The organism is Salegentibacter agarivorans, from assembly GCF_900113135.1.
In the GTDB taxonomy this organism is placed as follows: Bacteria; Bacteroidota; Bacteroidia; order Flavobacteriales; family Flavobacteriaceae; genus Salegentibacter; species Salegentibacter agarivorans.
This window is the reverse complement of sequence record NZ_FOOH01000001.1, coordinates 330,465-352,395: the sequence shown is the minus strand read 5'-3', so window position 1 is coordinate 352,395 and position 21,931 is coordinate 330,465. Positions and strand designations below refer to the sequence as shown.

The 21,931-nt window shown below is 36.1% G+C and carries 14 protein-coding genes; 4 read left to right on the top strand and 10 right to left on the bottom strand.

All coding sequences use genetic code 11. The features are described from left to right. Window positions 1-46: 46 nt before the first annotated feature. On the bottom strand, window positions 47-3,766 hold the full coding sequence (locus BM084_RS01430; RefSeq protein WP_093302257.1) for a metallophosphoesterase: 3,720 nt from the start codon (window positions 3,764-3,766) through the stop codon (window positions 47-49). Window positions 3,767-3,820: 54 nt separating this feature from the next. On the opposite strand from BM084_RS01430, the gene BM084_RS01425 reads away from it, so the two are divergent. Further along, window positions 3,821-5,005 (top strand): Pycsar system effector family protein, encoded by a 1,185-nt coding sequence (locus BM084_RS01425; RefSeq protein WP_093302254.1) that lies wholly within the window; start codon window positions 3,821-3,823, stop codon window positions 5,003-5,005. On the opposite strand, the gene BM084_RS01420 is transcribed toward BM084_RS01425, so the two are convergent. Further along, a complete protein-coding gene (locus BM084_RS01420; RefSeq protein ID WP_093302251.1) occupies window positions 4,997-7,366 on the bottom strand; it encodes a GAF domain-containing protein in 2,370 nt (789 codons plus the stop codon). The genes BM084_RS01425 and BM084_RS01420 overlap by 9 nt on opposite strands. A gap of 138 nt (window positions 7,367-7,504) precedes the next feature. Between BM084_RS01420 and BM084_RS01415 the strand changes: the two genes are divergently transcribed. Further along, window positions 7,505-8,626, top strand: coding sequence for a TlpA disulfide reductase family protein (locus BM084_RS01415; RefSeq protein ID WP_093302248.1), 1,122 nt, complete (start codon window positions 7,505-7,507; stop codon window positions 8,624-8,626). 69 nt (window positions 8,627-8,695) lie between these two features. On the opposite strand, the gene BM084_RS01410 is transcribed toward BM084_RS01415, so the two are convergent. Together BM084_RS01410 and BM084_RS01405 are read right to left on the bottom strand one after the other, a co-directional pair. Further along, complete coding sequence (locus BM084_RS01410) at window positions 8,696-9,385, bottom strand: SIMPL domain-containing protein (protein WP_093302246.1); 690 nt, start codon at window positions 9,383-9,385, stop codon at window positions 8,696-8,698. A gap of 48 nt (window positions 9,386-9,433) precedes the next feature. Further along, window positions 9,434-10,081: a rhomboid family intramembrane serine protease gene (locus BM084_RS01405; protein WP_075326506.1), complete on the bottom strand. Its 648-nt coding sequence runs from the start codon at window positions 10,079-10,081 to the stop codon at window positions 9,434-9,436. 52 nt (window positions 10,082-10,133) lie between these two features. Here BM084_RS01405 and BM084_RS01400 point away from each other — a divergent pair, with 52 nt between their 5' ends. Further along, window positions 10,134-11,036, top strand: a complete 903-nt coding sequence (locus BM084_RS01400; protein WP_093302244.1) for a lysophospholipid acyltransferase family protein — start codon at window positions 10,134-10,136, stop codon at window positions 11,034-11,036. On the opposite strand, the gene glmM is transcribed toward BM084_RS01400, so the two are convergent. Further along, window positions 11,033-12,418, bottom strand: a complete 1,386-nt coding sequence (gene glmM, locus BM084_RS01395) for a phosphoglucosamine mutase (RefSeq protein ID WP_093302242.1) — start codon at window positions 12,416-12,418, stop codon at window positions 11,033-11,035. The genes BM084_RS01400 and glmM overlap by 4 nt on opposite strands. Window positions 12,419-12,605: 187 nt before the next feature. Between glmM and BM084_RS01390 the strand changes: the two genes are divergently transcribed. Beyond that, the gene (locus BM084_RS01390; RefSeq protein WP_093302241.1) at window positions 12,606-13,187 is read left to right on the top strand and encodes an acyl carrier protein phosphodiesterase; all 582 of its coding nucleotides are present in this window, start codon (window positions 12,606-12,608) and stop codon (window positions 13,185-13,187) included. 52 nt (window positions 13,188-13,239) lie between these two features. On the opposite strand, the gene BM084_RS01385 is transcribed toward BM084_RS01390, so the two are convergent. The 5 genes from BM084_RS01385 to BM084_RS01365 form a co-directional block, all read right to left on the bottom strand. Then, window positions 13,240-14,934, bottom strand: a complete 1,695-nt coding sequence (locus tag BM084_RS01385) for a hypothetical protein (protein ID WP_143083608.1) — start codon at window positions 14,932-14,934, stop codon at window positions 13,240-13,242. Between the two features lie 93 nt (window positions 14,935-15,027). Then, a complete protein-coding gene (locus BM084_RS01380; RefSeq protein WP_093302237.1) occupies window positions 15,028-16,482 on the bottom strand; it encodes a hypothetical protein in 1,455 nt (484 codons plus the stop codon). Between the two features lie 586 nt (window positions 16,483-17,068). Beyond that, the gene (locus BM084_RS01375; protein ID WP_093302235.1) at window positions 17,069-18,097 is read right to left on the bottom strand and encodes a M12 family metallopeptidase; all 1,029 of its coding nucleotides are present in this window, start codon (window positions 18,095-18,097) and stop codon (window positions 17,069-17,071) included. 424 nt (window positions 18,098-18,521) lie between these two features. Next, on the bottom strand, window positions 18,522-20,153 hold the full coding sequence (locus BM084_RS01370; protein WP_093302233.1) for a thrombospondin type 3 repeat-containing protein: 1,632 nt from the start codon (window positions 20,151-20,153) through the stop codon (window positions 18,522-18,524). Between the two features lie 84 nt (window positions 20,154-20,237). Then, window positions 20,238-21,911 carry a hypothetical protein gene (locus BM084_RS01365; RefSeq protein ID WP_093302231.1) on the bottom strand — a complete coding sequence of 558 codons (1,674 nt, stop codon included), beginning with the start codon at window positions 21,909-21,911 and terminating at the stop codon, window positions 20,238-20,240. Between the last annotated feature and the right edge of the window lie 20 nt (window positions 21,912-21,931).

Genomic DNA, 21,931 nt, shown 5'->3' with positions numbered 1-21,931 from the left:
CCGGGGAATTCCCTGGCAGCTTTTTGCTATTATTCTTTATAACCTTTTAGAACTGGAATCCAAAACCGAAAGCAAATCGGTAGCCATCGTCACTTCTAAAGAGGCTAAATGTTCCGTTAACGGCTTCAGCGCTATTTACCCAGAAACCAACTCCATAACTGTCGTGCCATTGGTTACTGTCTTCAAAATCGGCCCAAACCCTACCTAAATCATAGCCTCCAAAAACTCCAATTTGTAAAGGTAAAAACCTGGTGGTAAATTGATCAAAACCATATCTAAGGTCTGCACCGGTTGCAAAAGCACTTTTCCCGGCAAAACGTTGTAATCTATATCCTCTTAATCCACTCTCACCACCTAAATGCGCTGCCTGATAGAATTCATAATCGTCACCCATATTTAAATGCGCCTGAACTCTTGTTTTTAAAACCAGTTTGCGGTTTGTGGTAAGCGCGTTATAAAAACCCCAGTAAGGTTTAAAATATCCATAAACCTGATCGGGATCTGCAGTATTCATTTGACCACCCAAATTAAGTTCAAATTTCATCCCTCTACTCGGGTTTAGGTTATTATCATAACTTTCGTAACGATATAAAGCATCTAATCCCGCAAAATATTTTCTGTCGAAGAACTCTGGATCATCGGTTTCAAAATCTTCAGTAATAAATCTTCCTTCTGTATCTTCAACTTTATTTCCTTCAAAAGTGGCCATATATCTAAATAAGCTACCAAAAGGTGTTTTATTTTCAAACCCTGCCTTTACCCCAAATCGACTTATTTTTACACGGTTGTAGTCAAAATCTAATTCATCATCAAAATTCGGCGTTTGATTTCCGAAGCCAAAAAAGTTCCTGGCAAAATTGGGACTGGTATAATTGGCACCAACTTTTAGATTATAATTTCCAAGAATATGAGCAAATTCACCTTCATAATAAAGATCAAAACCCTGTGTTGCAAAATAATAACCCCCGCCAAAGGTATGCTGGGCGGTAAATGGGTTTCGTTTAAAAGCATTAATGGTATTTACAACTTCAAGTCCAATTTTAAAACCATCATCGGGGTTAAATCCAAAACCGGGTAAAATAGCTCCCGTGGTAAAATTCTTTTTATCCTTGTCGTAAGTATTGATTTCATAATCATCGGTAAACCTAAACTTTGCGCCACCGTCTTCTTCAATGGTATTTGGTTTAGATTTATGATCGTAAATTTTAAGTCGGTTGTTATTATTTATAGTATAAATATCATTATTCTGGCCGCCAATAATCCTTAAGAAAATATAGTTATCACCTTCGCCATCTACCTGAATTTTATCATCATCATCCAGGGCGTATAACCAAATCTCGTCAGTATCTTTTTTATCATAAACTTTATCACTCAAAACATCAGCTCTTTCGCCACCTTTATTTCTACTAATCTTAATACGGGTTTTTCCATCCTTCATTCGGGTAACATCAACAAAATCGTCTTTATCTGTGCCCGTAACAATTGCCAAATCGGCAAAGTGATCGTAATAACGCATCGCAATATCTACAATATTATCCCGTCTCGCTTTTACCTTTTTGATTAGTTCTTTGGTAGTATCATCGTAAGTTTCAGGCGGAAGTTTTGCAAAAGCTTCTTCAATAACCGCATCGGTCATATTTTCCTGAATATATTCAGCTTGCTCTCTCCAGGTTTCTTTCCCTACATTCTGAAGCAGGGAACGGTCTAGACCTGTAGCAGAAACATTAAACCATTCTACATTATTAATATCTTCACCATAAACCGCAAATTGCGAAGCAAAGCCGGTTAAAGCTCTTAACGTGCCAAAAAAGGCACCATCAAAATTAGAAAATACCTGGTCTCTATCTCTGGGAATTGGCTTGAATATACGGTTTCCCTCCTCATCTTCAATTTCAGCCCAGCGCCATTGATCCTGGTGCCTGTCCCAATCGCCAATAAGCATATCAAATATGCGGGCTTTTACATATGCAGGTTCATCTAACGAATATTTTTCGTCTCTACGCAAACGGTCAAACATCCCGGCAGTACTTTGAATATCGTGATTTGGAGATCCAAAACTCTCTGCACCCAACCAATGATCTTCGGGGCGCTCCTCTATCATATAAATTGCATCGCCGTGTTCTTCGTTGTATTTCCCTAATTTGGGTTGTTTTGGTAAATAATATATTTCGGGATTAGTATGATACACGCCAATAGCATCAGCCATAGTAGGAATAGCCAAAAATGCATATGGATGCGCCGCGGTATAAAAATCTGAGATAATATCTTCGGCTACTGTATTTTCTAACTGGGTCTCAATAGGCGTATTTTTAAAGGCAACCGTTTGTAAGAACTGAACGGCCTTCTTTTTTATTCTTCTAAAGTTATATTCCCTATCCAGACTATCTTTCATTCTAATAGAAATAGTTTGGTGACCACCACCGGCTCTCATAGGCGTTAAACCTCCGTAAAGGGTTTCCAAATCTGCGACTTCTAAAGTAATATCTGTACCGTAGAGTTCGCGATATCGCTCTCCCCAAACCGTTCTGTGAACAGAGCCTTTATCGGTTTCATTCACAGGGTAAACCGAGGTGGTTACTGTTTCATCAAATTCTTCCGGAAATTCAGAAACATCAAACTCTTTAGGTGCTTCAAATATTTCTTTCTGAAATAGTAGTTTTGGTTTATTCTCTTCATTTCCATAAAAACTAACCCAGGTTGATCCGTCTTTAAACACATCATAAACTGCAAAACCTTGCTCAGGATAAGCGAAAACCCCATCGTTACTTAAAGTTGCGTAAGTTGCTTTTGAAGTAGACCCTGAAACAATTTGTTTAATCTTTCCGTGTTCTATATACTGTAAAGAGTGTTCATGGCCACTTACAAATATTAACCTGTCAGACTTTTGGCCCAGTGTTTCCAGGCGTTTAACTAAAGATTTATAACGTTCGTTTTGAGCATCCTGGATTGAAACACCACCGGTGGTTCTAATTAAAGTAGCCAAAGAACCTAAAATTGGTATAGGAATTTTCTTTTGTGAAGGATAAATGTGCCGATTAAAATTATACTGCCCCCCGTGAATTCCATTGGTGAATAAAGGATGGTGAAGCGCTACAATAATATTCTTATTCTGGCTTTTTTTGAATTCTGTTTCTATTTCAAGAAATAGTGCCTCGCGGGTTTTGATTTCGGCACAATCGTCATTTATCGTTGGGCTTTTATCCCAGTCTTCAAGATACCATTGAGAATCTATAACTATTAGGGTAATTTCGTCCCCAATATCCATAATTTCCAGGCCGCAACCTGCTTTTGGGCTCCATATTAGGTCTTCTCCAAACTTCTCTTTCAAATACTCCTCTTCCCTTTCCAACCCATCAATACGCTCATTATACCAATCGTGGTTACCGGGAATAAAGAGTACATTACCATCATAATCTTCAATAGCGTCTAACTGGGCATCTATTCTATACTCTGCAGCTTCCCTATCGGGGTGACCTTCTGCAGGCATTCCGTCAGGATAAATATTATCTCCAAGAAAAATGGTATAGTTATCTGATTGTTTTACAGAATCCAGGTAGCTTTTAAAAGCAATAAGACCTTTAGAGCTTCCACCAATTGGCGAGTAACCACCGTCTCCTAATAAATAAAAAGACTTATCAATTTCTTTATCTTGAGGATATCCAAAATTGGAAGTAGGTTCTCCTTCGCGGTATTTAGGATCTGATGAAACACACGAAGAAATCACTAACAGGGCAGTTAGTGACATAAAGATGTTAGTTTTTTTCATAAATGATATTGAACATTTTTTGTACTTTGGCGAAACAAAAACAAGCTAAAATATATGAATAATCTCATTGAGAAAGCAGATGATTTTGTTTTAAATCTTTTCAAAGAAAAATTACCGAACACGTACATATACCATAATTACAAGCATACAGAACGGGTGGTTAAAAGTACTAAAGAATTAATTGCCAATTCTGAAATTAATGTTAAACAAGAAGAGGCGCTGTTGCTTGCAGCCTGGCTCCATGACACTGGTTACACTCGCACTTTTAAGGGTCACGAAGATGAAAGTATAAAAATTGCCGAAGATTTTTTAAAACAGAACAATGCTACACCAGAGCTCATTGAAGATGTTCTAAATTATATAAATGCCACAAAATTTGACTCTAAACCGGAAAGCCTTCCGGAGAAAATTATAAAGGATGCAGATTCTTCTCATTTTGCTAAAGAATATTTTGAAGAAACCAGCGAACTTCTAAGGCAGGAATTAGAACTTCATAATATTAAGAATTTTACTACCGGTGAGTGGATCCAGGAGAACATACGAATGTTCACTGAAAAACATCAATTCTATACCGATTATGCTATCGAAGAATGGGGCCCAAAAAAGGAAGAAAACTTGCTGGAGCTCATTGCCGATAAGAATAAGCAAGAAAAGAAATTAAAGAAAGAAGAAGCTAAAGCGCGAATGAAGGCGCGTTATAAAAATGATAATCCTGAAAGAAGTATCCAAACACTTTTTAGGGTAACGCTTAGAAACCACATAAAATTGAGTGATATTGCCGATACTAAAGCCAACATCTTACTTTCGGTAAATGCGATAATTATTTCCCTGGCGCTTGCTAATATGATTCCCAAATTAGACGCGGCCAGTAATAAACACCTACTTATTCCAACCTTAATCCTTATTTTGTTTAGTGTGGCATCAATAATACTTTCGGTACTATCTACCCGGCCTCAGGTAACCAGTGGAGAATTCACCAAAGAACAGGTTAAAAACAGGGAAGTAAACCTTCTTTTCTTTGGAAATAGCCATAAAATGCCATTTGAGCAGTTTAAATGGGGTATGAAGGAAATTATTAAAGATAAAGATTATGTCTACGAATCTTTAATGTTAGACCTGCACCTACTGGGTAAAGTCTTACATAGAAAGTATAAAATTCTAAGAATAACTTATACTGTATTTATGATAGGGATTATCGTTTCGGTAATCGCTTTTGTGGGCGCTTTTTACCTAATGTAATTCTTCCATTAAATTTTCATAAGTAATCGTTCTATCGGGTTCATTGCTATCTGGGGTATATAAAACATTTATCCTAATAGCTTTGAGCCCCACTACTCCCTGTACATCTTCAAGCTCAAGTAATTCCAGGTCTTCACCCAAATAATTCTTGGTTTGCAAGTATTTTATATATCTTAAATATTCCTTTTCATCGCCTCGCTGGCTATATACAATTGCAATTTTTCCTTTTTGGGTAATGCGCTCTTCGGTTCCTTTTATAAAAGATTTATCTATTCGTTTTTTAATAATTTCATAGCGCGCATTGTAGGTGCCATCTACATCAAATTTCTTTTCATCCATCCTGTATCTAATAGACATTGTCGAGTTATAAACCAGGATTAATGAAGCGGCATCAAGCTTAATTGGTGTGGTTTGTTGCAACTGATAAAATCGGTTTTCCATTTCGCACATAGTGCTCAATTGCCACAGCCTAAGATTATATAAATACACCTTATTAAAAGGCCTTTCTTTTACCATAGAAGCGCCAATATAAATATTGTGATCTACACCATCGGTTTTATAACGTTCAAAATAATGCGGATAAATCTTTTGCGCAGCAATTTGTTTTCTGTCTAAAAATCGTGACATAGTGCGATTAATTTGCTGCACGGTTTCATCGTAATTTTTTCGATGATCATAAATTATTCCTGTTTCAGGATTAAGTTGATTTTGATATTCTTCAACCGCCTTTTTCAATTCAGAAGATTGCTTACTTAAATGACTCATAATAGGATTCACCTCCTTCTGAAGCAAATTAAAAACCTTTTGTTCACTGGAAGCATTCAGGCTACTTTCCAGCTCGTCCATAAAATCTGAAATTCTAAATTTAACCTGTTCATAAATAGGAAGTTCTTCTATTTTGTAAGCTTTATCTATTATAGACTGAATAATTTTTAATTGATGAAGCAAATCTTTTTGAATAGCATCATTTCGCGCATCAGAAGAAGCCACCACGTCTATTTGACCGTATAATGGATAAATATCTTTAAACACAATGTCTTTAAAGGAAGCCAATCCATCATCATCATAATCTCTAATATATTTTTTGGCTTCTTTTTCAAAAACCCAAAGCACACTTGGGTGTATAGAAGTACATTCACTTTGGATTACAGCTTTTACCCTATTTTCAAAATCGCTACGATTTCTATCTACCGCCGTAGCTATATAAGGGAGAATTTCATCTAATTTAATGGTATTAATACTATTAAGCTGGTTCTTTTTCTTCGCCACTAACTCCAGGATTCCCAGCAATCGATTATTTTTAACTACCGGGGCCAGAATACAACTTTTTACGTCGCCTTCTTTTAATCTTCTGGAAAGGATATTATTTTTCGTTTTTTTAGCATATTCATCTACGTTGGCAATGCTAAAAAAGCTGTGATTTTTAAAGATATTATTAAAACCTTCTTCGCAAACGCCTTTCTTACATTCACTTACCAATTCATCATTTAAAATATAACTGTTGGCTTCTTTATATTCCATCTTTTCGAACATTTCGTCCTGCGGATTATAAACGGTAAAACCTACCCGAAGATCAGGGATTTTGTAGATAGACCTAAAAATTTCCTCCAATTTCTGAAGTTCATCTTTTTCTGAAGATTTTTCAAAAAGTAAAGCAGTTTTTAATTCAGATATTGCATCATCCATCGTAACATCGGTAAGATTTACGATAGTAAAACCCTTAAATACCCAACTATTAGGCGGGAATTTTTTACGCCATAAATCTATATCCTCAACATTTTGCAGCAGTTCATCGACATCTTCATCTGTAATTTTCTTTGCATTTTCTTTGGGATAGATATCAATAAAATCTCCGTTTAATGCAATACGGTATCGCCTAATTATACCCTGTTCATCTGGAATGTCAAAATATAGAGGGCGGGAATAATCTATTTTATATCCGTAGTAATCGTTTAAAATGTTAATACATTCCTGCACATAAACGCTTTTGTTATCCAGGTTTCTTATTTCAAGTTCAAAATCTTCTGGAGTATCCTCCATTATTTTTTTTAATCGCTTAGACCTATTAAACAAGAAGTTTTGAAATGGAATAGAAGCCGCTTTAATTTCGTTATTGGTAAGTACATTTGGAAAAAGATCGTCCAACAATACCCTTACCGGCTCTTTGTAATTTTTTAGCTCTTCAAAATCTTTAATCCCTTCGGTTAAAGCAGGAAAAGCCTCCACATGCTCAAGAATACTTTTTATATAATTCCGGGAAATCTCATTTTCTTCAAACTCGAGCTGTTTTTTATACTGCTCAACAACTTTATGAAAACTAATTTGAATCTCAAAAGGTAAATTTTGTTTCTGTTCTTTCATAAATAAGTAATATCTGTTAAAATTACATATTCCGCAAGGCTTACAAATTTACAGAGTTTAAATTAACAATTTTTTATAAAATTTGGAAGGTATTGCCATGACAGATGCTTATTTTTGCTTTAAAATAAACCAATTTTTATGCGTAAAATTATAGTAATGCTGGCGGTTGCAACCGTATTTGCCTCTTGCCAGGAAGATAAAGGATATTTTATTTCTGGAAGCGCTCCCGAAATGGAAAACGGAAAGATGATTTATGTTTCTGAAATTGACGAAAACACCAATCGTCCCAAAAGAATTGATTCTACCTCTCTTGAAAATGGCGAATTTGAATTAGATCTTGAAGATCCAGAAACTCCAAATTTAAGTTTTCTTGAATTTGAAGGTATACAGGGTAATGTGATATTTATTGCTGAAAATCAAAAAATAAACTTCAAAGTTTATAAAGATAGCATAAGAGCTTCTGAAGTAAATGGTGGAAAAGAAAACCGTTTATTGTATGAATATTTAGGGCATCTTAAGAATATTAACGAAAAAGTAACTAAAGGTCGTAACGACATGCGAACGGCTTTCCAGGAGCAAGACAGTACTAAACTTGCAACCTTACAGGAAACTGAAACTGAAATTATAGATAACGATAAGGTTTATAAGAAAAAGGTGGTTCAGGAAAATCCCGATTCATTTGTTTCAATAATGGTGATTAGCGATATGCTTAGAATGAAATCGTACCCAACAAATGAAATAAAAGAAATGTTTGATGGTCTTTCTGAAGAAATTCAAAATACTGCCATTGGGAAACAAATTGGTCAAAATCTTGAAAAAGAAAGTAAAGTAGCGGTTGGTAGCAAAGCTCCTAATTTCACAGCTCCAACTCCAGATGGTGACGAACTTTCTTTAAAAGACGCGATGGGAAAAGTAACGGTAATAGATTTTTGGGCGGCCTGGTGTAAACCCTGCCGTGTAGAAAATCCTAACCTTGTAAGAACTTATAATAAATATAAAGACGATGGCCTTAGTGTTATTGGTGTTTCTTTAGATCGTCCTGGCCAAAAGGACCGTTGGATAAAAGCTATTGAAGAAGATGGATTGCCATGGCACCAGGTTTCTAATCTTCAGTTCTGGCAGGATCCTGTTGCTCAACTTTATGGGATTAAAGCAATTCCGGCAGCTTTTGTTTTAGATGAAAAAGGTACTATTGTTGCCCGTGACCTTAGAGGTGACGATTTAGATAATAAAATTGGAGAATTACTTAACAAAGGATAGTATTTCAGTTTTCAAGTCATAAAAAAAGCGCCGTAGTGGCGCTTTTTTTATTTAGCATTTATTGAGATTCTATTCCATAAGTAACTGAAAAGAAACATTTACATCTATGCTTATTTCCATTTCACCGGGTGCCATAGTTTCCTGGTTAGAAGCTTCATCTGCAGAACCTTTTATTCTCATAGCACCATAAACCGGCTGGTAATTATTACTACTCCCCTCACTAATCTTATAAGCTTTTCCTACGGTTTGGCCCAAAGGTTTTGCAAGTGCTTCAGCTTTCTCCTTAGCATTTAATACCGCTTTTCTTCTGGCTTCAGCCTTATGCTTTTCAATCGCTGAAGATTCAAATTCAATTCCATTAATTCCGTTAAGGCCATTTTCCAGCAAACCTTTCATTATAGATTCATATTTGCTAATATCTTCCAAAGTAATTGAAATTGCCTGATTAGCTACATAGGTATAGGTTTTATCATTGTAATTATAGCGCTTATTTAAATTGATATAATTAGTATTAATATTTTTTTCGGCAATTCCTTCAGATTTTAGGTACTTAATCACTTTATTCACCACTTCATCATTTTGAGATTTTACTGAAGTAGCACTTTGGCCTTCGTGTTCAATTTGGGATTTTATAGTCACCTTATCGGGTGCTACTTTTACAACTCCTTCTCCGGTAACGTGAATTCCGGGATTTGTATCGTTTTGAGCTTGCATTCCAAAGCCGGTAATTACGGCCATAAGTAAGATTAATTTTTTCATAGGTGATTTATTATTAGTTGAAAGGGCTAATACAATAAGAGTACCAAATTAGATTTTTCCCATTTTTTGCATCACAAATAAGAAAACAATGGGAAGCGCAAGCAATAATACCATTAGTAAATGTTCTTCAAAAACCCAACTGGCTAGCAAAAGAGTTAATAAATATCCGCCTACCGCACCGCCAAAATGGGCATCGTGACCAATATTACCAACCTGGCGCTTCATCCCGTAAATGGTATAAAACAAATAGCCTATTCCAAAAATATATGCCGGGATGGGAATAATAAAAAATAGGCCCAACATCATATCTGGCCTTAAGAGAATGGCTGAATACAAGACGCCCATCACCGCGCCACTTGCGCCAACAGCCGTATAATGCATATCTTTTTTATGAAAGTAATATGAAAGTAAATTTCCTAGAACCAAGCTGGCAAGGTAAACAATTATAAAACCTACTGTTCCCAGAAAAAAGATAACCGAATTGGCGAAAAAATACAAGGTTAGCATATTCACCAAAAGGTGCGTAGTATTTACATGCAAAAAACCTGAAGTAAGAATTTGGTATTTGGCGCCGCGATTAATATCGGCAATATTAAATTTATATTTCTGAAAAAAAGAATCGTCTTTAAATCCTTTGAATGAAACCAACACATTTACACCAATAATTATAAGGGTAACCAGGTTTAATTCTCCCATAGTAGCTTTAGTTTAGTGCCAAATATACCATATATTTGCTGAAAATTATTTTATGCAGGCTGTAGTTTTTTGGTTGGCTTACCCGCTACTTTGGCTAATTTCTATTCTTCCTTTTCCGCTTTTCTACCTGGTTTCAGATGTGGTTTACTTTATTGTTTATTACCTGATAGGATACCGTAAAAAAACGGTGACTAATAATTTAAAACTTGTTTTTCCTGAAAAATCTACTGAAGAAATCATTAAAATAAGAAAGAAATTCTATTCACATATGTGTGATATGTTTCTGGAAATGATAAAAAGTATTTCTATCTCTGAAGAGGAATTAAAAAAACGATTTGTTTACACCAATCTTGAAGAGCTTAGGCGAATAGAAAAATTAGACAAAAGTATTATGCTTATGTGTGGACACTATGCCAGTTTTGAGTGGCTTTTTGCACTACAACTGCACGATCTTAAACACAGCGCATTTGGCATTTATAAAAAAATTAGAAATCCCGGTTTTGACAAACTGATTAATGATATAAGGAGACGGTTTGGTGCCGAACTAATACAAAATTCTAAAGCAAGTTTGCGAATAGCCAATAATCAAAAAGAAGGTATTCGGGGCGCTTATGCTATGATAGCCGATCAATCCCCCAGAACATCCAGTTATAAATTCTGGACAGATTTTATGGGGAAAAAAGTTCCTTTTTATACAGGTTCTGAAAGAATAGCTACAGAATTTGATATGGTGGTACTATATCTCCATGTAGAAAAAGTAAAAAGAGGCCATTATAAGGCCTCTTTAATTAATATTTCTGATAATCCTGCTGTAACTAAAAATAATCAAATAACCTTAGATTACATTCAGCATTTAGAAAAACAAATTCGGGAAAAACCAGAATTCTATCTCTGGACGCACAAGCGGTGGAAACATGTGGGTAAAAAAATTCCCGAAAATGCTGTTGTTCGCTAAGCTATAATTTTCTCGATTTCTTTAATCATATCCTCAGCTAGTGCATCAGCTTTCGCCTGAGATTTTGCTTCGGTATAAATTCTTATAATCGGCTCGGTGTTCGATTTTCTTAAATGCACCCAGTTTTCTGGGAAATCTATTTTTACTCCGTCTACGGTTGAAACTTCTTCATTTTTATACTTTTCTTCCATAGTCTTTAAAATACTGTCAACATCAATTTCTGGTATCAACTGAATTTTATTTTTGCTCATAAAATAAGCGGTATATTCTTTACGCAATTCAGAAACACTTATATTTTTTTCGGCTAAATGGGTTAAAAACAATCCAACTCCAACAAGGCTATCACGGCCATAATGAGATTCAGGATAGATAATTCCACCATTTCCTTCCCCGCCAATTACAGCATTAGAATCTTTCATTAATTTAACAACGTTCACTTCTCCTACGGCACTGGCTTTATATTTCCCACCGTGTTTTTTAGTCACATCGCTAAGCGCCCGGGACGATGATAAATTACTTACGGTATTCCCCGGTGTTTTAGATAAAACATAATCGGCACAAGCTACCAACGTATACTCTTCGCCAAACATTTCGCCATTTTCATCTATAAAGGCAAGCCTATCTACATCTGGATCTACCACAATTCCAAAATCGGCTTTTTCTTCTTTCACCAATTTACAAATATCGGTAAGGTGCTCTTTTAAAGGCTCTGGATTATGCGGAAAATGCCCATTTGGCTCACAATAAAGTTCTATTACCTCAACACCCATTTTCTTTAAAAGCTGTGGGATAACAATTCCTCCACTAGAATTCACTCCATCAACTACCACTTTAAAACCGGCTTTTTTAATTTTTTCGGCATCTACAAGTCTAAGTTTCAACACCTCTTCTATATGGATATCCATATAATTATCTTTCCGGGTGATGGAACCAAGACCATCAACTTCAGAAAAATTAAAATTATCCTGCTCGGCATATTCCAGAATTTTAGCACCCTCTACCCCATCCAAAAATTCTCCTTTACTATTTAATAATTTAAGGGCGTTCCATTGTTTGGGATTATGGCTTGCTGTTAAGATAATTCCTCCGTCTGCATTTTCTAAAGGCACGGCTATTTCTACGGTTGGCGTTGTTGAAAGGTCTATATCTATCACATCTATTCCTAAACCGGTAAGAGTATTCATTGTTAATTCCTGCACCATTTTCCCTGAGATCCTGGCGTCCCGACCTACAACTACTTTTAACTTTTTATTTTCTGAATTATTCTTTAGCCAGGTTCCGTAAGCAGCGGCGAATTTTACGGTATCTATAGGAGTTAGATTATCTCCGGTTCTTCCGCCTATTGTACCACGTATTCCTGAAATTGATTTTATTAAACTCATAAGTTTATTTTATATTAAATGTTTTTTAATAGTGAACCAGCCAGGGGCGAGCTCAAAGTGTTATTTATAGATATATAAATCTCTATTATCGAGTAAAATTTTAACAAATATACAAGCCGCAGACAGGTAGCGCCAAAACTTAACAAAAATTAAACAGGAAACTACGGGATTTACGTAACTTTCAAAGATGAATTTCTTAGCACACATATATCTTTCAGGCGATAATTCACAACTAAAAATCGGTAATTTTATTGCAGATTCGGTGAAAGGAAAACAGTATTTAGATTTTCCGCCGGAAATTCAAAAAGGAATAATACTCCACCGTGCTATTGATACTTTTACGGATACCCATCCTATTGTAAGTAAAAGTGTAGAGCGTTTATTTGATCGTTACGGCCATTACAGCCGGGTTATTGTAGATATATTATATGATCATTTTCTAGCCGCAAATTGGAAAGAATATTGTGAGATTCCGCTGAAAGAATATACCGAAGATTTTTATAAACTTTTAAAGGATAATTTTGATGTTTTACCAAAGCCGGTACAAAATTTTCTGCCCTATATGGTGGCCGATAACTGGCTTTACAACTACCGAGAAATAGAAGGAATAGAAAAAATTCTTTTTCAAATGAACCGAAGGATTAAATATCGCGCCAAAATGCACCTTGCAGTAGAAGAACTTAGAGAGTTTTACAAAGAATTTGAGAATGAATTTAGGATGTTTTTTGAAGAGTTAAGGACTTATGTAAAATCTGAAATTAACACATAAAAGAAGAGCCCAATTTGGGCTCTTCAGTTTTAATACTAAAATAATTTGGAATTTATTCCACAACCATTATCGTTGCACCACTTACAATTGATGGATCATTAGATATTCTCATATTATCAATTGCGAAGTCATTACCATTTCTTTCAAGTTGATCATTTTCTAAACGGAATGAAAGAATTCCAGAACCGTCTGCTTTAAGTCGTAAGCCTACATTTACCCAGCCATCTGCTTCATCAACTGAAATTACCTGCGGATCACTATTTCCGTCTACAACAAGGTTACCAGTCTCGTCATCGCCTTTACGAATAACTAGTCTAACATCATTTTCATCCCCAGAATCAACTGCTAAAACATTTCTCATTTGGAATGACACAAAGTAATCGGAGTCAGGACAAACATCTGCCATCGTGGTTGCTAAATAGGCTGCTTGATTTACCTCAGGATCACCATTAAATACCAACATATTTCCAGTATGAGTTTCATTTATCCAATTTGAATGCACATTATTTGGATTATTAGTAAGTGCATATTCACCTTCTTCCCATAATGCATTGAATACTATATTAGTCTCTTGGGTGTATTCTGTTCCATCCCATCCTTTAAACCCATCTAAACTAGCGCCATCGAAGTGATTAGCATACTTTACCGGCTCTGAAAACAAGCAAGGGTCTGAATCATCCTGGTTTGAACAAGCTCCTTCTCTAAAGTGGTAGTAGTTACTAGTTGAATCACCATTACCATCTACAGAATAATCTAAATCCCAAACATCATTTTCATCAAATTCTCCTACTCTAATGAGTTTTTCACGGTTCCCATCATCATCTAATAACCAAACTTCTCCATAATAAATGTCAATTTCGTTTGGATCGTCAGGGAGTTGTACACATACCGGTTCGGCATATTCATAAGTACCGTATTCATCTTCACCAGGAAGCAACTCATTTCCAGCAACGAATAAAGGTGAACCTTTTGGATCAAGTGTGTTTCCACTGTAATTCCATACTTCAAATTCAAATATTGCTGGAGTATGTCGGCCATCCTCGTCGCATTCATTTCCAAATAGACATAAGTAAAGAATATCTACTTCTTCGAAATCGAAGAACAAATAACCATATTTGTTTACAAAATGTTCATCATAACAAAGTACTTGTACATCTACATATTTCTTTTGACCGTTGTTTACAGAAAAAGGATCACTTGGTAAAGCGTCATTCACAAAATTTTGGTATTCTGCAGGACCATAATCGTCATTTTCACGAGGAGCCATATAAAGAAGAGTATCATCATCTTCACTACTGTCATCACCACCAGAAGCGTAAACTCCAAAATAGTTAATTCTGTATACACCTTCAGGGAGCTCTAATTCGTCATTTGCTCCTTCACCTGTTAACCAGGTACCATCATTTTGCGGGATTACAGGTACATCAAAATAGGTTTGTCCATCTTTAGTGTACACATCACCCCCATTAGCACCCTCTAATAGTTGAACTCTAACAAAGACTTCTGCCTCACTGTCCTCTGGGCATGCTGGTAGACCATTATTTTCTGTACCAGGAGTTGGATTTTCTTCCGATTGCTTGGTTAGCATTTCACGGTTAAAATCCTGAAGCAAAGCAGTAAAGCCAATCGCTCCCATCTCCTCACCAGCTGGTCCATCGGGACTGTCTGGATTGTCTTCCTTACTACAGGAAGTCATTAGCATCGCTAAAAGAGCGACGTAAGCCAAATAAATTTTAAAGTTTTTCATAATAAAAAATTTAGATTAATTAATAAAAGGTTTGATTAATAAGCCTGTAAAAAGAACCACCCAATGACAGGCCTATGAGTTTAATATTTAAATTTATTCTATTTCGCATATTGATTGATTATCTACGTTGGTTGCCGACACCACCATAAAAAGATTATTTCCGAAAATTTGGCCCGGATAAAATGGCTCTGAGCAACTTGTATGTAGATTATATGATGTTTCTGAAATTGTAAATTCCAATTCTGTCCATACTGAAGGAATAGGATGTCCTCCATTTGTTGCCTCCCCTGGCAACAGTATTTCTTCATTGTTATTTACAACTCCGTTAAATATTACGTAAGGAGAGTCTGGACCGTTATGAGTTACCACCAAATTAATTGCATCGTCACCTAAATATTTAACCGTTAGCTCCTTTATTTTCCCACCCTCATTGTTATCACAAGGTACGCAGTCTTCCGGTTCTTCCGGATCCTGGGGTTCTTCTTCACATTCTCCTTCGTTTTCGGTTAAATCATTTAATAAATCGAAATTACCTGCTTCATCGCAACAAGCTTCTCTAAAATGGTAGTAATAATGCTGCTGTTCTTCCTGGTATACGTTAGCAAGATCTTCAGCATCAAAACTTCCTTCTCTTATTAGAGTTTCCGTTTCGCCCTCCACGAGCCATATTTTTGCATAATATTCTTCTATTTCGGGAAGTGGAAAACAGAGTGCATCAGCATAATAATGGGTGCCGTTTTCATCACTAAAGGTCTTTCTTTCATTTTGGGCCACAACAAGCAAGTCAGCCTCATTAGAGTCTTTCCATACTTTCATTTTAAATTGCGCAGGCATATGTCTTTGATCTTCATCACATACATTGCCGTAGGTACATAGGTAAATTAAATTAGTTGTATTAAAATCGAAGAATAGATAACCAAAGGCAAAAGCATAGTGCTCTTCATAACATAATACTTCTACCGGTTGGTAATATTTTACCCCGGGACGTATCTTAACTTGTATTGGTAATGGATTATCTACGAAATTGTGATATTGAATACTTTGGGTATAATCTAAATCTCCATTAGGAATCCTGGGAGCCATATAAATAATGTCAGCCTCATCATTGCCGGCTGCAGTGGCTACCGCAAAATATTCTATGCTATACTCTCCTTCTTCAAGTTCCAGATCTGCTGACTCCTGGGTAAACCACGCATCCAAATTCCCATCATTATCCAAATCGGTTCCGTTTGGATTAACTTGAATTTCAATCTTATCCTGGTGAGAATTTTTATACCAAACCCAATTACCACTTTCATCCTTTACCTTAATAGCAACTCTAACAAACAGAGGATTCTCATTTGAACATTGTGGAATATCATAAGAATCAGAGGAAGTTTGTTTATTTAACTGGTTACGGTTGGCCAGGTCGCTTAGTACACTTCCAAAAGAAAGTTTTCCTACAGCATGAGACTCTTCTAATTCCTTACCTACTTCTTCCTTTGTACAGGAAACAACACAAAACAATATTAGAATTATTCCCAGGCTAAAACGTATAATTTTTTTCATTGCCTAAATAGTTTAATTATTTAACCTGAACTAAATCAGGTGTATTTCAATACACAGTGTAGGGGTAAATTGAGTGGGGGGAATTTTCAGGCTGGTAGGATATTGCCTTTAAATCTTAACACTAATTTATGATGAGGAATGCAACTAGTGTATGGGGAAAACCCTGTAAGATTAACCAAATTCAATTCCTGTAATTATTAGTCTTTTTCTTACAGAGATATAAAAAACTGAAAAGATCAGCTAACTTTTTTCAAAATCTAAAAGAGAACCCAGATGAAATACCATTAATCTCGATAAACTTAAATTATTTATATTCTCCCGGAAAACGCAGAAAATCAAAACATTAAATAAATATTCTTAAAATGCTCATCGACATTTTAAACAACAGGAAGTAACGCACGACTTAATTAATAAAATAAATAAATTCGTAGGCTTCCAATTTGATTTATATTGATTCTAATAATTGTGGAATTTAACCACAAAGGGTGTAGAAATTAAATCTACAGTTTGCAGGCCACAAAATTTTAAAAATAAAAAACCCGGAGGTTTTCCCCCGGGTTTTTATAGATACCTGTTTTCCTTTTAATTATACAAAAAACCAGTAACCATATTTAATCTCTACTTCTTTCCAGCCCCATTTAGAATTATAATACCATCTATCATAATTTCTGAGTACCGTTAATCCGTTAAGAGTATAATATTCTCCATTTACATATTTGGGTTCTGACCCATCATCTGTATACATACTTTTAATGCCAGATATATCTCCTGAAGAAAGTGCGGAACGTTGCACCTGGTAGGTGTTACCATTTGTTCTGGTTATAGTGGGCTCCCCATTCTTAGAAAAAGAATAAGCGCCATACATCATTATAGACTCAAAATCCAGGCTTGTGGTATATTCATCACCATCAAGACCACTGGCTTCGTAAGTATGAAAATTATGCTCTGTACCGCTTCTCACATTATCCAGGTGTACCGTAATATAATTATTCCTATCTACACGGCTTTGTTCGTGCCAAAGTCCTACGGCATGACCAATTTCGTGAATGGTATTCCCGGTGCTACAGTAATCAGATAGCGTTATATTCTGTCTACCGCCAATCATCCCTACATAAGAAGAACAGCCGGAGCCGGTAGTAAAGTATATGTAGTTAGATTGTCCTGACCTTTCAACAAACTTTAACGGGGTATTATTCTCCCAGTGACGTATTGCATCGTGAACCCTGTTTTTATCGGGTAGGCTGGAATTTATAGAATAATAAACGGTATTATCTGGCCACATTCCCGAAGTACGCCCTGTACTCTTTTCCTGCGGAATAGCCTCTTTGTTCTTATAAACAATAGATTGTGGGGATTTGCTTGATTGACCTTTAGGAATCAAAATATCACCCTGGTAAACATAATCATTACCATGGTCTTCTACGGGCATTTTTTGACCGGCATAATAAATTTGGGAAACGGGACCCAGAACGTTGGGAAAGGCCATTTCTGATTGTTGATCTGAGATTTCTTCTGGTTTGAGTTGCGTTTCTGCTTCTTGATTTTCTGAAATTGGATCTTTACTACATGCCAGAATCGCTAGAACAGGTAGTAACAAAAATTTGCTTTTTTTCATAAGTAGGGTTTACTTTTTTTTATGATTTAATTAATATAAATTTCATTCTGGATTTACAAAGGTCATTCCAAAAAAACCGGCTTTTACAACTCTAAAATTTTAATAGTCAGATTCCTACAAGGATGAAGATTTTTCAGTTTTAAAACAATTTGGGAATTTATAAAACTTAATAAAAATACTTTTTCACCTCTTCCTAAAGGACTGTTTTTGCTATTATTTCAGCCAGTTTTTAATTAAAATTGAACTGCAAATTCTCAGAAACTTTTGGCCAACATACAGACTTATTTCCACTCTGTTAATTTTTTTAACAAAAAAGCTGTGCGAAAATTTCGCACAGCCTCTTTTGTAATCTTCAAGAGTGAGGATTACAAAAACCCAGTGAATTAGTCACCCCCCGGTTATAAATTTACTGGGTAATTTTATTCTAGGTATCAGATCTTGAACAAACGTTAGCAGAAAAACGAACATAGACAGTTCCAGAGAAATCTCCTGCAACTTCTACATCCACATCAGCTTCATTGGTATCCTCTGGTGCCGTTAGATCATCTTCGTATACACATGTAATTGCGTCACCCAATTCATCTACAATTTCCAACCTATAATCTTTCAGATAAAAACTGGTATTTGTATTTATAAGTAACATATCTCCGTCAGCATCAAAAGAAATCAAGCCTAATGCTACGGTTGTATTATTACCTATGAAAATTGGTAATGGTTCTGAATCTGTTATTGCTATCCACTCGGTAAGATCAGTTACATCAGTTCCGGCTACGTAAACTCTTTCACAGTCGCCAGCTGATGGTAAAGTAGGACACTCTGCAACTGAATCACCACATGTTGGATCGGGATCTCTTACACACCCAGGATTCTCATTTTCATTTAAGATATCATCTCCATCAATGTCTGAGTCACAAACGTCTCCTATTCCATCTTCATCCAGATCGGCTTGATCTGTATTGGGAGTAGCTGGGCAATTATCCTGTCCGTTAGGTATTGTATCGTTATCACAATCAGCAGCAGGATCTTGAGGATCACACTCTTCTCCATTCCCGTTTCCTGGATCATCATCGTCGCAGAATAGGATATGGAAATAATCAATAGTACCATCTTCACGAACACTCTCCATTATTTGTGACCAGGTAAGATTAAGAACAATTTCTTCCTCAGCAGGAGTTGGATAATTTCCTTCCCAATTTGATAAAGTTGCAATTATTCTTATATATTCTGTAGTACTGGTTTCATCAAACATAGGCGCTGGAACTGCGAAGCAGAAAGGATCAGCATAATAATCACCGGTATCTTCATCAAACCCATAGCTATCTTCTGGTAGATCCATGCTTGTATACAAAGTTTTATCTTCGTCTCCACCGATATATATAACCTCAAGGCTGTAATTGGCAGTATAGTGTCTTCCATCATCATCACAATAGTTTGCAAAAATACACACTTCGTGAAGTACCTCAGGTACCAGATCAAAGAATTGATAACCATATAAATTTACCTCACGGTCATCAAAACACAGCACTTCAATATCCACATATTTTTTTGAACCTGCTCTTATTGGAAAGTTATATGGAAGACCCTGATTCACAAAAGCTCCATATTCACTGGTAGTTGCCGGTGCAGCCCAAATGACGGTAGATCCTGCATCATCTGGATCACCATCATATACCAGGAAGGTAGTGACTGAAACCGTAGCTGTTTTATCATCAGCATTTGCTACAGGAATTTTTAAATCTTCGTCATAATCAGTGAAAAAGCTTCCATCTTCGCTTAAAATAGGAACATTTACATTAATAACACCTTCCAGGTCTGTACCTGCATTATGTGTTAATTCTATATGCGCATAGGCTGGAGCGTCAGATGAACAGTCGGGAATACTTTGCTTGACCGCTGCACGGTTTACAAAGTCATTAAGGTTTGCCCCCAGACTTAATTCAGCAAAACTCTCTGAACCTGGATCGTTGATTAAGGTTCCTTCCTCATCTTTTGTACACGAGGTAAAAAAGAGGGAAAAAACGGCCACAATGGCCAGATATTTTCTTAGAAGTATCATAATTAAAGTTTTTGGATTAAATATTTAGAATGGTTAATAAACTACCAGAAGGTTTCATATCCTCCTGGTAGTTAGCTTTTCATTTTAATAGCAAGCTACGGCATGAACAATAATATAGAAGTCATTACTATAGTCTCTTGTCCAGGTATAGGTAAGAGTATTTGCATCAACTTCATCATTAAGATTATACTGTCCGGGTGCAAAAACATCATTTCCTGATGGTGCAACTTCACTTAAATTAATATGAAGCTCACTTAAGCTCACTCCGGGTTCCAGGGTGATTTCCAAAGTAATATCATCACCATTTACAGAAATCTCCGCTGTGGCTATATGTTCGCCTTTAGAAGTATTATTCTGTGCAGCACCTGCCCAAATATCGAAAGTATTACTACTTCCATCTATACCTGTTTGGTAGTGTTCTGCCCAACCCCATCGATTAGCATTTGCTAAGGTATTAAGAGCAGTATCTCCTTCCATATAAGCGGTTTCGCAGGTATCCCCACCTTCTTCAGGACATCCATTATTAGACTCTGGACCTGCCTGGTAAGGACATTCATCTTCACAATCATTTAATCCATCACTATCAGCATCTCCAGCACAATCATCTATAGGACAACCACCATCTAATGGATCACCGGCTTCTTCTGGACATTGATCACACCCATCTGGAATACCGTCTTCATCCATGTCTTCATCATCATCGTAGCCTTCACATAAATCATCTTCATTAGGTACACAGTCACCATCGGTATCCTCTTCAGTTATTGGACAATCAAGTATAGGATCATCTCCACAGTTAAAGAAAATATGTTCATAATCTATAGTGTCATTATCACCAAAATATGATTGTACATCGTTCCAGCTTAAATAGATAATTTCAGGCTCTTCAGCACCAGGTGTTCCGTAATTATCAGCCCAACTGGCCAAAGTAACGGTTACTCTTAAGTATGCCTCAGTGTCTAACTCGTCATACATAGGAGCCGGAATTGCTAAACATAGTGGTTCAGCATACCAGTCACCCGAATTATCATCTTCGGTATTTCCGGTCTCAGGAGATCTATTGGTATATAAGTTAATATCATCCTCTCCTTCTCTTATATAATCTATATCAACATTATAATTTGCAGTATAATGTTTACCATTATCGGTACAGTAGTTAGCAAATACACAGAACTCGTATAACTCTATTGGAATAAGATCAAAGAATTGGTATCCATATAGATTTACATCTCTATCGTCAAAACATAAGACTTCAACATCCAAATATTTTTTAGATCCTGCTCTTAAATCAAAATTGATAGGTAAAGCATCATTCACAAAGTTCTTATATTCACCTTCGTCAGTTGGTGCTACCCATATAGGTGAAACACCTTCTCCTGGTTCTTCAGCATACACCATAAAAGTGGTAAGACTTACTGCGGTTGTAGTTTCGTTAGCCGGAATTGGAATTTCCAGATCTTCTTCGTAATCAGTGAAATAAGTATCACCATCAAAGAGAATAGGTACAACTACATCTTCAGTTCCCAATTCGTGGGTAAGTACTATCCAGGCATACATTGGTGTATCATCAGAACATTCCGGGATTTCATCTGAAATAGCCTGACGATTATCATTCACAAGATCATTCAAAATAGCACCTATAGAGATACTACCCATTTCCTCGTTTACAGAGGGCTCATTGGTCTCTTCTTTACTACAGGACGAAAATAACATCCCCGTAGCCACGAAAATGGCCAGCATTAATTTTAAATTCTTCATTGTTTCTATGTTTTAAAAGG

Coding starts and splice junctions, on each gene's coding strand:
- BM084_RS01410 (WP_093302246.1), bottom strand. CDS start 9,385: ATGAAAAAATTAATCTTACTTATGGCCGTAATTACCGGCTTTGGAATG.
- BM084_RS01385 (WP_143083608.1), bottom strand. CDS start 14,934: ATGAAAAACTTTAAAATTTATTTGGCTTACGTCGCTCTTTTAGCGATG.
- BM084_RS01365 (WP_093302231.1), bottom strand. CDS start 21,911: ATGAAGAATTTAAAATTAATGCTGGCCATTTTCGTGGCTACGGGGATG.
- BM084_RS01380 (WP_093302237.1), bottom strand. CDS start 16,482: ATGAAAAAAATTATACGTTTTAGCCTGGGAATAATTCTAATATTGTTT.
- BM084_RS01430 (WP_093302257.1), bottom strand. CDS start 3,766: ATGAAAAAAACTAACATCTTTATGTCACTAACTGCCCTGTTAGTGATT.
- BM084_RS01400 (WP_093302244.1), top strand. CDS start 10,134: ATGCAGGCTGTAGTTTTTTGGTTGGCTTACCCGCTACTTTGGCTAATT.
- BM084_RS01390 (WP_093302241.1), top strand. CDS start 12,606: ATGAATTTCTTAGCACACATATATCTTTCAGGCGATAATTCACAACTA.
- BM084_RS01370 (WP_093302233.1), bottom strand. CDS start 20,153: ATGATACTTCTAAGAAAATATCTGGCCATTGTGGCCGTTTTTTCCCTC.
- BM084_RS01420 (WP_093302251.1), bottom strand. CDS start 7,366: ATGAAAGAACAGAAACAAAATTTACCTTTTGAGATTCAAATTAGTTTT.
- BM084_RS01405 (WP_075326506.1), bottom strand. CDS start 10,081: ATGGGAGAATTAAACCTGGTTACCCTTATAATTATTGGTGTAAATGTG.
- BM084_RS01415 (WP_093302248.1), top strand. CDS start 7,505: ATGCGTAAAATTATAGTAATGCTGGCGGTTGCAACCGTATTTGCCTCT.
- BM084_RS01425 (WP_093302254.1), top strand. CDS start 3,821: ATGAATAATCTCATTGAGAAAGCAGATGATTTTGTTTTAAATCTTTTC.
- glmM (WP_093302242.1), bottom strand. CDS start 12,418: ATGAGTTTAATAAAATCAATTTCAGGAATACGTGGTACAATAGGCGGA.
- BM084_RS01375 (WP_093302235.1), bottom strand. CDS start 18,097: ATGAAAAAAAGCAAATTTTTGTTACTACCTGTTCTAGCGATTCTGGCA.